The 14,368-nt window shown below is 46.4% G+C and carries 14 protein-coding genes; 2 read left to right on the top strand and 12 right to left on the bottom strand.

What is annotated here, in order from left to right:
- The 10 genes from Q0R35_RS08865 to Q0R35_RS08820 all read right to left on the bottom strand — a co-directional run.
- Positions 1-848: TIGR01777 family oxidoreductase (locus Q0R35_RS08865; protein ID WP_295616344.1), on the bottom strand; the 848-nt coding region annotated here is incomplete at its 3' end.
- A gap of 58 nt (positions 849-906) precedes the next feature.
- The gene (locus tag Q0R35_RS08860) at positions 907-1,503 is read right to left on the bottom strand and encodes a neutral zinc metallopeptidase (protein WP_295616341.1); all 597 of its coding nucleotides are present in this window, start codon (positions 1,501-1,503) and stop codon (positions 907-909) included.
- 163 nt (positions 1,504-1,666) lie between these two features.
- Positions 1,667-2,347, bottom strand: coding sequence for a 2-C-methyl-D-erythritol 4-phosphate cytidylyltransferase (gene ispD, locus Q0R35_RS08855; RefSeq protein WP_295616338.1), 681 nt, complete (start codon positions 2,345-2,347; stop codon positions 1,667-1,669).
- 111 nt (positions 2,348-2,458) lie between these two features.
- On the bottom strand, positions 2,459-3,595 hold the full coding sequence (locus Q0R35_RS08850; protein ID WP_295616335.1) for a serine hydrolase: 1,137 nt from the start codon (positions 3,593-3,595) through the stop codon (positions 2,459-2,461).
- 28 nt (positions 3,596-3,623) lie between these two features.
- The gene (proC, locus tag Q0R35_RS08845; RefSeq protein WP_295616331.1) at positions 3,624-4,418 is read right to left on the bottom strand and encodes a pyrroline-5-carboxylate reductase; all 795 of its coding nucleotides are present in this window, start codon (positions 4,416-4,418) and stop codon (positions 3,624-3,626) included.
- A 68-nt stretch (positions 4,419-4,486) separates the two neighbouring features.
- On the bottom strand, positions 4,487-5,068 hold the full coding sequence (locus Q0R35_RS19510) for a cell division protein SepF (RefSeq protein WP_366944849.1): 582 nt from the start codon (positions 5,066-5,068) through the stop codon (positions 4,487-4,489).
- A gap of 527 nt (positions 5,069-5,595) precedes the next feature.
- Entirely contained in the window at positions 5,596-6,336 is a 741-nt protein-coding gene (locus tag Q0R35_RS08835) for a YggS family pyridoxal phosphate-dependent enzyme (RefSeq protein WP_295616328.1), read from the bottom strand.
- A gap of 19 nt (positions 6,337-6,355) precedes the next feature.
- On the bottom strand, positions 6,356-6,628 hold the full coding sequence (gene pipX, locus Q0R35_RS08830; protein WP_295616325.1) for a transcriptional coactivator PipX: 273 nt from the start codon (positions 6,626-6,628) through the stop codon (positions 6,356-6,358).
- Between the two features lie 196 nt (positions 6,629-6,824).
- A complete protein-coding gene (locus Q0R35_RS08825) occupies positions 6,825-8,198 on the bottom strand; it encodes an anthranilate synthase component I (RefSeq protein ID WP_295616322.1) in 1,374 nt (457 codons plus the stop codon).
- A 318-nt stretch (positions 8,199-8,516) separates the two neighbouring features.
- Positions 8,517-9,521 carry a GTP-binding protein gene (locus Q0R35_RS08820; RefSeq protein ID WP_295616318.1) on the bottom strand — a complete coding sequence of 335 codons (1,005 nt, stop codon included), beginning with the start codon at positions 9,519-9,521 and terminating at the stop codon, positions 8,517-8,519.
- 256 nt (positions 9,522-9,777) lie between these two features.
- Here Q0R35_RS08820 and Q0R35_RS08815 point away from each other — a divergent pair, with 256 nt between their 5' ends.
- Positions 9,778-10,812, top strand: coding sequence for a zinc ABC transporter substrate-binding protein (locus Q0R35_RS08815; RefSeq protein WP_366944850.1), 1,035 nt, complete (start codon positions 9,778-9,780; stop codon positions 10,810-10,812).
- Between the two features lie 85 nt (positions 10,813-10,897).
- Here Q0R35_RS08815 and Q0R35_RS08810 read toward each other — a convergent pair whose 3' ends face one another.
- On the bottom strand, positions 10,898-13,078 hold the full coding sequence (locus tag Q0R35_RS08810; protein WP_295616311.1) for an SPFH domain-containing protein: 2,181 nt from the start codon (positions 13,076-13,078) through the stop codon (positions 10,898-10,900).
- Between the two features lie 286 nt (positions 13,079-13,364).
- Positions 13,365-13,637, bottom strand: coding sequence for a WGxxGxxG family protein (locus Q0R35_RS08805; protein WP_295616308.1), 273 nt, complete (start codon positions 13,635-13,637; stop codon positions 13,365-13,367).
- 383 nt (positions 13,638-14,020) lie between these two features.
- On the opposite strand from Q0R35_RS08805, the gene Q0R35_RS08800 reads away from it, so the two are divergent.
- Positions 14,021-14,368, top strand: a 348-nt coding sequence (locus Q0R35_RS08800) for a toprim domain-containing protein (protein ID WP_295616304.1), incomplete at its 3' end; no start/stop codon positions are given.

Raw genomic sequence — 14,368 nt, 5'->3', positions numbered from 1 at the left:
GCCAGGGGATGAGTGGGGACTACTTGCTGTCCTTGTAATACGACGATCGCACCTTCGCCTAACATGGCTTCGAGAGCGAAATTGGGGACGGGGAGCCAGGAGGGACGATTCATGACGGTACCGAGGATAGTGGCAAAATCGGCCATCGTTACGGGATTGGGTGCGGTGGCATTGTAGACACCTTGCATTTGCGGATCTGCGATCGCAGCAATTATCATTTTCACCAGATCGTCGCGGTGAATCCACGAAAACCACTGATTGCCACTGCCGATCGGGCCGCCGACAAAGGCACTAAAAGGTGCTAGCATTTTGCCTAGTACGCCACCATTTTCGCCTAAAACGATGCCCAATCTGAAAATTACTAACCGCGTACCGCTAGCGGTGACGGCTTGTGCGGCGGTTTCCCATTTAGTACAAACTTCAGAGAGAAAATCATTGCCAGCGGGACTGGTTTCGGTAAATTTACTAGTCTCGCTGGTGCCATAGTAGCCGATCGCCGAGGCATTAATTAAAACTTGAGGTTTGACGCTGGCAGAGTTAATCGCTTCGACAATTTTTTGGGTACCGATTTGGCGACTATCGAGGATCGTCTGTTTTTGAGCTGGTGTCCAACGTTTTTCGGCGATCGGTTCTCCAGCTAAATTAATCACAGCATCGCAGCCAGAAATCGACTGTTGCCACTCGCCAGATCGGAGCGGATTGTAGCCGACTACCTGCGCTTGAGGAAAGCGACTGCTAGCCTGCTGGGGATTCCGAGTCAGAATCACGATTTCGTGTCCTTGTGTTTGGAGTCGTTCGACTAACCGACTGCCGACAAATCCAGTAGCTCCCGCGATCGCAATCTTCATACCGTACTTACATTAATACTTATTCCTCCTAAATTTTCGCACTTAAACCCAATTTTTTCTACATTCGACAAGCGACGATCCCATTGCGTTGGGATGCTACAAACCCTCTCAAGACGGCTTCAGAGCGTTGTTCGGGCGTGCCGTGGTGCTGGCGGTTATTAAATTCATAATCGCCCACTTGATAGGCAATCTGAGCGATTTCTTCAATATCTTGTCGATCGAAGGTGACATTCGGCATCGCGCCCATATAAAAGCCTGCCAAACAATCAGCCTGGAGTTCGATTTTAGTAATATTGTTAGGTGTAAATCCACCAACTGTCTGAGCGGCATGAGCGTATTCATGCGCGAGGATATATGCTAGTGCTGCATCCCCATATCTGTAAGCCATTCGGATATGTTGAGTGGTAATGTAGATCGTATTGTTGCGAGTACAATACAGACTACCCGCGATGCGTCCGCACGGACTGGATGTGCCATTAGTGACATTCCATCTCACTCTAGGATTCGATCGAGTAGCGTCTACTTCTCGCAATCCTTCATATACGGCTTTTAATACGACTTCTGGCCCTAGTTCGCTTGCCCTAAGTGGGATACTGGTAGCAAGCGTGGTGGCTAGAGCGATACTAATCCGAGTAATAAATTTCCCCAGGTTCATATGGGCAGAGAGATTGGGGGATGGGTGGGTAAGAGGGAGGAGTAAGGAGTAAGGAGTAAGGAGTAAGGAGTAAGGAGTAAGGAGTAAGGAGTAAGGAGTAAGGAGTAAGGAGTGCAATTACCTAAAACCTAAAACCTAATACCTAATACCTAATACCTAAAGCCTAAAGCCTGCTTCTGAGAATAAATTCGGCGATCGCTAAATCTACGGGAGTGGTAATTTTGAGGTTGGTTTCTTCGCCGGGGACGATGGTGACGGGTAAATTGCATTTTTCAAATAATGCAGCATCGTCAGTCACTTCCCAGCCGAGGGCGCGTCCTTTGTCGTGACAGGCTTTGAGGAGTGCGACTTCAAAACCTTGGGGGGTTTGAGCCGCCCACAGATTTGCCCTGTCAGGTGTATCGATAACTATCCCCGTATTATCTACAATTTTAATTGTATCTTTTACGGAAATGGCGGCAATTAATCCCGGACAAGTGGCCAGGATGGCGGTACAGCGATCGAATAGTTCTGGTGTTGCCAAACATCTGGCTCCATCATGAATCAATACGCGCTCTGCGCCGTCTGGTAGCTCTTGGAGACCGTTATAAACAGATTCTTGACGAGTCGTACCACCCTGGATGAATTGGACTGGTTTGGATAGAGATATGTTGCCGAGAATTCGATCGAGATCTGCTCGATCTTCTGGTTGTCCGATAATACCGATCCAAGTTATCGATCGGGCAGTTTCGGCAGCAATTAGCGTCCAAGCGAGTAAAGGCTTACCCAGTAAGGAGATTAGCAGTTTATTCCGATCGCTACCCATCCGTTTTCCCATCCCAGCCGCCGGAATTAATAGGTACATTATTAAATTAGTGAATTGCAGTGTAAAAAGTTTTGAGGCTTTAGGCTTTAGGGAATTACAAGTTTTTCAAGCTGCAAAATAATACCTCAAATTGGTAAGGCCAGTTAATTTTTAGTTCTTGTTCTTAATAAAGATGGTGTTGGGAAACTTGGAAGTCGATTGAGGTTGGGGTTTAGAGGGATAAATAGGTGTGGGTTTGGGTGCAGAAGTCTGAAAATATTCGGCGGCAATTTCGGACATCTGACGAACTAGTTCGGGTGCCGTAGGGTCATTATAAGGGCGTTTGACTAGGACTGCGGCTAAATATTTTTTACCTGATGATAATTCGATCGCACCGACATCGGCGACGATCGCACCGATATCTCCAGATTTATGGGCGATTTTTGTACCCGGTGCCAATCCGCTGGGGAGCATGGTGTTGAAAGTCGTATTGCTCATCATGCTCAAAATTTGGCTGCGCGAAGCATCTGAGATGATTTTACCGCGTCGAATGGCCATCATCGATCGAGTGAGTTCGCGAGCGGTAGTCACATTTTTGCCTTCGAGATCTGGTAGCGGACGTTCGATCGTCGTAACTATGAGTCCCCAATTCCGAAAGCGTTGATTGAGGGCAAATTTACCACCTAAACGCTCGATCAGTAAATTTGTGGCGGTATTATCATTGATGGTTATCATCTTAGTAATGGCAACTAAAACGCTCACTTGAGTACCAATTTTTTGCTCTTTTAAATCTCCCGCACCGCTGGCGATCGCATTTTTGGTGAGGGTTAATTTTTCGGTTAAGCCAATCTTCTGAGTATCGACATCTTCAAATAAGGCGATCGCAATTGGTAATGTAATCGTACTTGCTGCTGGGAGAACGCGATCGGCTCCCCACTCGCTATATTCACCACGGTCGAGATCGATGAATAAGTAGCTAGCATCGAGTATTTTACTATTTTTATTATTGGCGATCTGGAGTCGATCGTGCAGTTTGGTGCTCGATAGCTGTGGTGTTAGTGGCTCGATTTGCGGTAGCGGTGGTAGCGGCGGTTCGATCTTTGTCGCCACGATCGATTTAGGCGGGTTGACGATCGAGATCGTCGTCCCGGCGATCGTACTGGCACCCAAGCCACAAATAATTAACCTAATTATTTGAATCGATGCCGACACAGATCTATTCATCGGGTGGAGTCGCTGCTGGCGCGGTTTTTTGCTGTGACGTTTTGGTTGGGATCTTCTCTGGGCACTACTACTATTAGGAGCCATAATCTATTTAGCCTCTGTCCACCACCTACTACTTACCCAACTCCCGCGATCGATTTGCCGCCGCGATCACAGCTTCAATTAGTGCCGATCGAAAACCCGATCGCTCTAACTCTCTGACTCCGGCAATTGTCGTCCCCCCCGGACTAGTGACGCGATCTTTTAACTGGGCGGGGTGGAGGTGAGACTCTTTTAAGAGTCCAGCGGTGCCCAGAACGGTCTGTAAGGCGAGCTTATCGGCAATCTGACGGGGCAGACCTGCGGCAACACCACCGTCGGCTAGAGCCTCGATCGCGAGGGCAACATAAGCAGGCCCCGAACCGGATAATCCGGTGACGGCATCCATCATCGATTCGGGTACGGGGATGACATCCCCAACTGCTTGAAAAATCTGGGTAGCTAGCTCTAACTGTTCTGAGCTGACGCGATTGCCAGCAGCCAGCGCAGTAATGCCCATGCCTACAGTTGCTGGTGTATTGGGCATGGCACGGACTACGGCTCGATCGGGAAATCCCCGTTCGAGTTGGGCAATACTCACGCCAGCCAAGATGGAAATTATTAAAGCGGCAGCGGGTTGGGACAATTTAGCAACAACTGTCTCAAAAATTTGCGGTTTGATTGCCAGTAGTAATACTGGAGCCATCGCTGCCAAATTATTGTCATCAGTTACCTGCACTCCATACAGTTGCTGGAGTACTTCTCGTTGCGAGAGGGTGGGTTCGCTAATGAGGATCTCGCTACCTTGGTAAGTACCTAGATCTAGTAAGCGGGAAACGATCGCCCCACCCATCACCCCGCCGCCGATGACACCTAGTTTAACGGACATAAAATTACTACTTTCAGCGATTGAAACGTTCAGTACCGATTGCAGTTGCCCGATCCTGAGTTGCTAATTTATTGTGCTACCGAAATTGGTTCGCTACCCCAGGAAGATGTCGCTGGAGCGGTGCGACTACTCCGAACTGTAGGATTTACAGGCGATTGTCGTTCGGTGTTATCTTGACCCACATTAGCTGGAGTGCTAACTTGAACGCAATTTGGGGTAAACAAGAAAATATTATCTCCAATCCGTTCGTAGTGTCCGTCGATGGCATAAGTACCACCAGCAACAAAGTCTACCGATCTTTGTGCTTCTTCTTGACGGATTAAAGTCATATTAAGAATCACCGACTTTCTATGACGGAGCGCGTCAATTACTTGCGGCATTTCTTCAAAAGAACGGGGTTCGATTAAGATCATTTCAGATACGCCATTCATGATTCCAGGCATTCCCACCACATTGCTAACTTTGGTGGCTCCGCGTGTCTCACTAGTCGCCCGTCGGAATCCACGCGCCTCTGGTTCGGCTGGCTGTGGCATTTGGGGTTCGGGTTGCGGATACTCGGTTCGATATGCGTCGTTGTCTGTCTCGTCGTAATCGCTGTATTCTTCTTCGTTCAGACCCATGAAATCTTTGAATTTATTAATCACGTTCACGTTAAACTACTCCTGCGCCCTGTTGTTGTGGTATTGATGCTTCTTGACTGGAAGATTCTCGACTTGTGCCCGAAAGGCAAGTTTAAAGCCGCAAGCCCAGCAACCGTTGGCATAACCGCTTGACTTGGCGGAGCGTTCCCCACAGCAAACAGCATCGGTTGTTATCTAAGCAATATTACTTAAACTTTGAATACGAGTGTATAATTACTTTCTTTAGTCGATAGGATTGTAATAATACACTACTGGTACCAGCATATCGAGCATAATATCATATAATCGAAAATTATTAAGAAAGTTTTGAAAGACTAAATTTCTTAGTATTTATGTGAGTTTAGAGGTGTACTCAGCAATTATGCTTAGGAAATGGGAGATGGGACATACGGACATCAGCATAGATGGGTAGGTTGGGTTGAGCCTCGAAACCCAACCTACAGATATGGATATTATTAAATCCTCATTCCTTAGGAGCGGGAAGATGGGAGATGGGAGCGGACATCACCACGGTAATAGAGTTATTCTCCTACTTCTTACTCCTTACTGTCTTGAAAAGGTGCTTCACTTGGGGAAACCCCAAGAACGCACTTTTCGCTCCTTACTCCCATCTCCGAAGTCCGATCGCCAAACAGGATGCTACCTAAGCGAATTATCGTCGATCCGGCGGTAATAGCCGATCGATAATCCCCAGACATCCCCATCGATAGCTCTGGTAGATCGAGCCGCGATCCCGACTGCTGGCGGATCTGGATCGAGAGATCGCGCGCACTCTCGAATAAAGCTTGAGTTTGAGCGGGGGTTAAACCCAGTGGTGGAATTACCATCAATCCGGCGATATCGAGATGTTGACACTCACAAATTTGGGGTAAGTCAGCAAGGAGATCGGGAATCGTCCAGCCATATTTATCGGGATCGGGTAAAATTTTGACTTGCAGACAAACGTAGAGCTTTTTGTCTAGTTCGGCACAGACGCGATCGACTTGTTGGAGTAGCTTGAGACTATCGATCGAATGAATCCAGTCAAAAATCTGGACTGCTTTACGGACTTTATTGCCCTGGAGATGTCCGATCAGATGCCAACACAGATCTCGCACGTCGGTTAATTCTTGCTGTTTGGCTTGTGCTTCTTGAATCCGGCTTTCCCCAAAATCGCGAATCCCGACAGCATAAGCTTCTCGCATCAAAGCTACAGGTACTTGTTTACTTACCGCCATCAATTTGACTGAAGCTGGCAAATTTCGGCGAATCGTTTCGATATTGTGCGCGATCGTCATGCTCTGACTCCACTTATGGCTAACCGGGGAAATTTTGTTGCATCATCGCTTGCAACTGCTGATATTCTAAAACTTGACCGTTGCGTCTGAGTACGCGAATCCGAGTATCGATCGTCAGCCGCGCATCAGCACGAGTCACAGGTTGGAAAGATATGCCGTTGGCACTATTGCTGACTATAAAAAAAACTCGTTGTGCGTAGAGTGTGGTGAATAGTTCTTGGTTTTCCTCAACGATACAGATGCGGTAGAGCAAGCCAAAGGTAGGGTGGTTGAGGTAATTTTCGGAAGTCATCGATTAGGTGTTAGGTTTTAGGTCTTAGGCTTTAGGTTTGAGATGTTAGGTGTGAGGTTTTAGGCTTTGGGTGTTAGGGAGTAGGGCAATTTTCGTCATTCCCTAGATCCGATCGCAGGCGATCGATGTCTATACTGCCTTACCTGTTAGAATTTTAAACTTTTATGCCTCAAACCCAAAGCCTAAAACCTAAAGCCTAAAGCCTAATACCTAAAGCCTCAATTTGAGCGGCAGCTTTTTGGAGAGATTCGCGCCACTCCTGGTATGGTTGGCTATCGGCGACAATTCCCGCACCAACTTGTCCCCATACAGTACCTTTATGATACAGCAATGTCCGAATCAAAATATTTAGATCTAAATTGCCACGCCTGTCTAAATAGCCGCAGGAACCGTAAAAGAGATTGCGTGGGAGGGGTTCGAGTTCGGCGATGATTTCCATGCAGCGGACTTTCGGACATCCCGTAATCGTACCGCCAGGAAACATGGCACTAATTAGATCGATCGAATCAAACTGAGCATCGACTTCTCCGGTAACATTACTGACTAAATGCATGACATGACTATACCGCTCGATCGAGAGCAATTCATCGACATGGACACTACCCCACCGACAGACGCGCCCCAAATCGTTGCGTTCGAGATCGACTAACATGATATGCTCGGCAATTTCTTTAGTATTCGTCGCTAATTCTGTCGCTAATAATTCGTCAATGGCTTGACTTTGACCGCGTTTTCTGGTTCCAGCGATCGGGCGGGTGGTAGCTTGCTGCTGTTGATATTTTACTAATCTTTCTGGCGAGCAACTAATCATCGATCCCCACGGTGTTTGCCAATAACTCGCAAATGGAGATGGGTTGATCTGTTGCAGTCGTCGATAAATTTGCCAACTATCGAGATCGGTGTGGGTACTAAATCGCAGGGATAAATTAGCTTGAAAGATATCGCCTACTTGAATGTGTTTCTGGGCTTGAAGGATAGCTTGTTGATATGTATCTGCGGATGTGAAAAAGTGCAGATCTGTAAGGTTGGCTAAATCTATGGGTAATGCTGGTGGTGCGATGTCGATTTTTACAGACTCGATCTCATCTGACTCTAATTTAAGGGCGAGATTAGCTAATTCTAATGCTGTCGGGGCAGATAGATATAATATTTGTTCCCAGTGGTCTAAAATTGCAAAGGCATGAGGCGCATACCAATACGCGATCGGAAATGGCAACGGATCGGTACGTCGATCTGGCAATCGTTCGATTTCCCAGGCGAGTTCGTATCCCAGCCACCCCAACCAACCGCCAGTAAAGGGTAAGTGTGCTGGTAAATCTGTTGGTGTTTGACTGGCTCCCGTCGCTAATAACCCCCGCAAACAGTCTAAAATTTGCCCGACTCCTGGCGTAAACATCTGGGGTTGGTTATCGATCGACTGCGGCGAACCTGCACAAATTGAGTATCTTGTCAAGTCAGAACGAGTGGCATTCACCGGACTTTCTAATAAAGTAGCAATTGGCTCGTGTCTGAATAATCGATCGAAAATCTCAGAGCCAGTTCTGTTGTGCAGGGGAAGGGTGGAGTGCAAGGGGAGTAAGGAGTAAGAAGTAAGGGTGGGATTAATAAATTTGGCGGCGCGTTGGCTCTCTTGCGCTGTGTGGAGTGCAAGGGGAGTAAGGAGTAAGAAGTAAGGAGTAAGGAGTAATTGACTGTCGATCGATTTGGTAAACTAATGATGTCTTGGAATCCTTGAGGGGTAATACCTTTTCATCTAGCGTGATACTCACTTTCGCGATTGTAACTGTATCCTACTAACTAGTACGATAAAAATACCGTACCAGATTTGTTAGCCAATTTTTGAGAAGTTACCATAATCTGCTTAATACAGGTGCCAAAACCTTAGCTCTTACGGTGAGATCTGAACTTCCGCCGATGCCAAACATTGAGTAAAATCCGATCGTAACTTGGCTTCATCGAGATCTCGCCCGATGAAGACTAACTCATTTTTACGTTGCTCATCAACCCGCCACTCGCGATCGGGTTTACCATCAAAAATCATGTGTACTCCTTGAAAAACAAAGCGATTTTTTTGCCCCTGAATATTTAAAATCCCTTTCATCCGAAAGATATTGGGGCCTTGAATTGGTAATAAATCGCTCAACCAATCATTAATTTTATTGATGTCCATCGCTCCCGATAATACTAATGCTACCGATTTGACCGACTCATCATGAACGTGAGCTTCTTCACCCAAGAAATCGGGATCGATCGTCAGCGCATGAGATAAATCGAAGCCACCAACTTCTAAAACTGCATCCATATTCACCTGGGCATTTTCAGTCCGATAAATCTTTGCCATCGCATTCATGCTGCGAATTTTACGTTCGAGTTCATCCAATTCGGCAACAGTAACTAAATCGGTTTTATTCAGCAGAATTGTATCGGCAAAAGCAATCTGCTCTTGAGCTTCATCTGCATCCCAATGAAGTTGGATATGCTTGGCATCTACGACAGTTACTACTGCATCTAAGTGAGTATTCAGTCGAACATCTTCATCGACAAAAAAGGTTTGAATTACAGGTGCGGGATCGGCGAGTCCAGTGGTTTCAATTACTAAATGGTCGAATCGATCGCGCCGCCGCATGAGTTTATCAATAATTCGGACTAAGTCACCACGTACCGTACAGCAAATACAGCCATTATTCATCTCAAATATTTCTTCGTCGGTACTGACAACCAATTGATTATCGATGCCAATTTCGCCAAATTCATTGACAATTACGGCTACTTTTTTACCATGTTCGTAGGTCAGAATATGATTGAGTAATGTGGTTTTTCCTGCGCCCAAATATCCCGTTAGGACAGTGACTGGAACGGTTGCCTTGGAGGGATTATCTAAAGTATTTACCATAATTGTTTTACTCTTGTGTGTGAATTAACGATCCAGCAATCGATACGTGTTGCAGCGAATCCAACGATCTGAATCTAATTGCGTGCCAACTTACAAGTCTAATTGACAGTAGGCTACTCTACCCTTTAAGATGATTTTACTTACAACGATAATGATTCTCATTCTACTATAAATTTGCTGCCTAGACTCTGCTCCTCACACACTACTAGATCGCGAACCCGCCTACAATTTACCTATTCAATATTCGATCGTGAAAATTAGCCCTCGTCGCTCAGACTCAAAACACGCACTGCGTTTTAACCCGATTGTCTCATCAATCTTAACAATAGGGATACTGGCTGGATGCACCACCCCGAATAAACAACCTATAGCTGCTAGCCCCACAGCTAGCGAAACAGTCACAACTCCAGCCGCAAATACAGACAGTCCGAAAGTAGTTGTGACTAATACTGTCTTATGCGACTTAACCAAACAAATTGCGGCTAGTAGTGTAAATGTAGTGTGCTTACTTGCTCCTGGCAGCGACCCTCACGTTTACAAACTTACCCCAGAAGCCAGACAATCGATCGAGGATGCAAAACTAGTCTTGTATGGGGGCTACAACTTAGAGCCAGAGCTAATTAAAGCGATTAAAGCAACATCTAATCCAGCTCCGAAAATCGCCGTACATGAAGTAGCCGTACCGCAACCCCAGAAATTTGAAGAAGACGGTAAAAGTACGACAGATCCGCATGTTTGGCACAATGCCCAGAATGGCATTAAAATTGCTGAAACGATCGAGGCTAATTTAGAAAAATTAGTACCTGCCCAAGCAGCAACTTACAAGCAAAATACGCAAAAGTTAACTTTAGAAATCGGACAACTCGATACTTGGATTAAATCGCAAGTAAATACGATTCCTACTGCTAAAAAAGTATTATTTACCACTCATGATGCACTGGGGTATTACTCCAAGGCTTATGGAATTCCGGTTGCTGCGTTGGAAGGATTGAGTACAGAAGAAAAGCCAAATGCAGCTAGAGCGAAAGAACTGATTGGTAAAATTAAAAAGGCACTTGTGCCGACTATTTTTGCAGAGTTGACACTCAATCCTAAATTAATTACCACGATCGCTCAAGAAGCCAAAGTAAAAGTAGCAGCGCAGGAAATCTATGCTGATGGCTTGGGTGAAGTGACTAGCCCAGGTGGGACTTATCAGAAAATGTTAGCCTCCAATACTAAAACTATCGTCGAAGGATTGGGCGGTAAATATACACATTTTGTAGTTAACAATCGAATTTATGATTGGTAAATAAGGGTAAAAGAATATAGTTCGATTTCTTTTACCCCTACCTAACGTCAGCTTTAGTTATAAACTGAAATTAAATCGCCTCAATTTAGCCGACGGGGGGTGATTGCTGCCGATCTTGTGCGTCTTTGTTAGTAAGTTTTATCTTCAAACTATCTGCAACGTTGATGTTTTCTCGACTGGGATTATTAGTCGGTGCTGGTGGCGTTGCTAGCGTCACGGCGGGAATTAAATTGTTGAGAATTGTCGAGTCTGGTGCTGTTGGTTCGCTATTTACTTGGTGTCCGGTTTGATTCCAGAGAATCATCGATAATAACCCATCGACTAAACCATTGCCACCACCACTATTACCGCCCACCATCACATCGGGAATCAATCGGACGTGTCGATCGCCGATAATTTGCATCAGTTGCATGGCAGTGTAACTTTGTCCGCCTAATGCTGCAACCCCAGCCTGATAGGTTTCGGCTTTAGCCGTACCTGTGGCGCGAATCCCTTCGGCTTCCCCAATGGCGCGAAGTTTAATCGATTCGGCTTCCCCAGTAGCTTTTTGAATTTGGGCACTGGCTTGGAGTTCGGCGATTTTGACGCTTTGCTCGGATTTCACCATTTCTTGCTGAATATCTGCCAGAGCGGTTTCACGAACTAGTTGCTGGCGTTGGGTTTGCGCCATTTTCTGCACTTCGTAGGTTTTTTCTTGCTCTTGGGCAATTTTACGATCGGTTTGAGTCTGCATCAGGGATGCGGGGGGTTGAATGTCGCCGATGAGGGTATCGATCGCATTAACATCGTAATTGTACAGAGCTTTGCGGATATATTCGGCGGCTTCGAGTTGGCGTTCCGATCGCGCTGTTAAGAAGTCGAGTACGGTACAATTTTGGGCGGAGTTGCGGAAGTAGTTGCCGATAGTGGGTTCGAGTACGTGGTCTACTAAGTTTTGCATCGAACCGACGCGGGAAATTACTTTTGGGGCGTTATTGGCGGCGACGTGGATGATTTGGGCTATTTCTAGCGCGAAGGAGAATCCATCACGCGATCGGACGTTGAGCGATTCGAGTTTAGCATCATAACTGTGGCGTTCCGTCCGTGCCGACCAGTTTAAGACAATATTTGTCGTCGGTACCAGTTCCACCTTCATAATCTGAATATTTAGCGGATGTTTGCCGGGATAAAGCGGTTCTACCCACACCCCTTTATGCCCCGGATTGACTAAATTACCGTGAGTAAAACTCGCTCCGCTGACATCTACCTGCGCTTTCCCTACATAGGAAATTACCACGCCCACATAGCCGATCGGAATTTCCGTCATCGGAATTTGTTGCACCTGCACGAACCAGGGATTGAGGTTCCACGAGCCAGATAGGAGAATTTGCTCTTGTAATCCCCTACTTCCTCCCGCATTGAGGAATTTCTGGACGTTTTGAAAGTTATCGTGCCCTTCAATTACCGCACCCGCAATTTCCCCAGGCGTAATCGGAATCCCGTCTAGAGTAGTCACGATGCCGACTTTATCCGCGCTCACCTGATATACCCGCAACTGCGCCGCCGACATCTCATGTTGGTCGGCATTTGCCGCCATAATCACCTTAAATAAGGCGGTATTAATTCGATAGGTACCAGCAGTCAAAAATCCCAATTGTCGCCCCTTCTCGCCCCCCTGAGTGAGGAATTTGCGGGCATCTTGGAAGTTATCGCAATTAACGATCGTTCCCAAAATTCGTTCTGACGGAATCGAGCTACCATCTGCTGCGACGATCAGGGCAATTTCACTCTGAGGGACGACGACAACCTGTTCTTTTTTCACTCCGTATTGCCACGGCCAATAGCCCCAATGCCAGCCCGGAGCAAGGGTATCGGCTTGCAATCCGGCTTCGCCATTGAGGGCGATTAATCGATCGGGCGATAAACCTTTCCCCGACATGGTAAATTTCTTAACAACAATGCCGACTTCACGTTCGCCGATGACGACTAAACCGCCGAAGAAAAGGGGTATGGCAACGATCGTACCGCCAATCACCAACAGAATAATTAAACCACTCAGATCGCCCAAAACTACTTTGCTAATTACGGGCGTGGCTGCTTGAGAAGGTTGATTGCTAATGCTAGAATCGATCGGTCGTTGGCGAAGCCTTCCAGCATGGAAATCGTTATCACCAGCATCTGCACGGACGACATTGAACGATCCGGCTAAAGCAATCGTCGTGGCAATGGCAGCAGTGTATCCAAGTACGGAACCAGACCGCATGAAAATTTTTCGGAAACTGTACATATATTTTGCCTCAATAGGCAATTAATCTCTACCATATCACTTCAATCGCCATCTGCTAAATTTCGTCAACTTGTCTTCAATTTTTAGAGCGGGGTAGGTTGTTAACAACTAATTTGATTAGAGCCTAGCCTAGCCCAATACGTTGCCCGATCTCACGGTAGCCACGTCCTCAGTCGATTCGATCCGCCTGTGGTTCAGATCGAAAGAAAGCGAGTGAAAAAATCCACTCGCTCTCTCTAACCAACGCAGTTTCCTGGGGTAACATTTACATTTGACTGTGAATTAATTAACGAATGCTAGGATCGCGATATGCTGGTGCATCGTCGCGGGAGTTGCGAGTCTCTTTACCTTTTAATAGTCCAAATAAGCCAGTTAAACCAAGAAGTCCCCACAGACCAGTATTGTCGTGACGTTCTTCAGTAGTAGTTGTAGTAGTGCCTTGGCTACTATCGCGGGGGGTCGCAACTTGAGCGGAAGCAGGCACAGTCATGGGTATAAAGGTAATACTTGTAGCGAGAATACCAGCACCAATTAATTTGAGCGTAGAGGATGGTTTCATTGTTTTGAACTCCTTGATGTTCGAGAGGTTTGTGTGTAGTTGGCGGTGAAAAGTCGAATGCGTTGGCACAGCCTCTCTGCTGAGGCAGACGCTTTGCGAACGAAACGAGAATAGCTGTAAATTATTGACTCAGTTGTATTCCAATCTAGCCGAGCTAGTTTTAAAAGAACTCTGTCATAAGTTCTATGTTAAAAAAATGCAAGTAGTCCTAAAGGTGTAAAGTGTGGGAAATGTGGGAGAGAAAAGGGCATGGCAATCTGAATCGCTCGTTCAAGATTTATATTGGTACCTACCCCAATACCCGACTGGTATTCAGTCGTTTTAGCGCAACACTCTCACCCGGCTCAAAATGATATCATCTGAATTGGGTATTCACCGAATTTATGCGAAACCTGCTCATCGTCGAATCTGCTGGCAAAATTAAAAAGCTCAAGAGCATCCTCGGAGCGGATTGGGATGTTAAAGCCTCTGTGGGGCACATTCGCCAACTCGCCAACGATGGGGACGGTTCGTTAGGTTTCGATTTAGGTTCAAATACGATCGAATGTCGCTACATCCCCCGCGACGAGCGTGCCAAACAAACGATCGCAGGGCTAATTGCCGCCGCTAAACAAGCAGATCGAGTATTCATCGCCTCAGATCCAGATCGCGAGGGTGAAGTTATTGGCTGGCATATCGCCCAGGTATTGAAACTCAAACAACCCCAGCGGGTTGTCTATCAAGAGATTACC

Origin of the sequence: Chamaesiphon sp. GL140_3_metabinner_50 (assembly GCF_025361915.1) — a bacterium.
Lineage (GTDB): Bacteria > Cyanobacteriota > Cyanobacteriia > Cyanobacteriales > Chamaesiphonaceae > Chamaesiphon.
Note: the sequence above shows the minus strand (reverse complement) of the source record. Positions and strands in the feature narration are given on the sequence as shown.

Excerpts from the sequence above, each read along its gene's own strand:
- proC (WP_295616331.1), bottom strand. The coding sequence starts at position 4,418 with ATGTCCGTTAAACTAGGTGTCATCGGCGGCGGGGTGATGGGTGGGGCG.
- Q0R35_RS08835 (WP_295616328.1), bottom strand. The coding sequence starts at position 6,336 with ATGACGATCGCGCACAATATCGAAACGATTCGCCGAAATTTGCCAGCT.
- Q0R35_RS08820 (WP_295616318.1), bottom strand. The coding sequence starts at position 9,521 with ATGGTAAATACTTTAGATAATCCCTCCAAGGCAACCGTTCCAGTCACT.
- ispD (WP_295616338.1), bottom strand. The coding sequence starts at position 2,347 with ATGTACCTATTAATTCCGGCGGCTGGGATGGGAAAACGGATGGGTAGC.
- pipX (WP_295616325.1), bottom strand. The coding sequence starts at position 6,628 with ATGACTTCCGAAAATTACCTCAACCACCCTACCTTTGGCTTGCTCTAC.
- Q0R35_RS08850 (WP_295616335.1), bottom strand. The coding sequence starts at position 3,595 with ATGGCTCCTAATAGTAGTAGTGCCCAGAGAAGATCCCAACCAAAACGT.
- Q0R35_RS08810 (WP_295616311.1), bottom strand. The coding sequence starts at position 13,078 with ATGTACAGTTTCCGAAAAATTTTCATGCGGTCTGGTTCCGTACTTGGA.
- Q0R35_RS08860 (WP_295616341.1), bottom strand. The coding sequence starts at position 1,503 with ATGAACCTGGGGAAATTTATTACTCGGATTAGTATCGCTCTAGCCACC.
- Q0R35_RS08805 (WP_295616308.1), bottom strand. The coding sequence starts at position 13,637 with ATGAAACCATCCTCTACGCTCAAATTAATTGGTGCTGGTATTCTCGCT.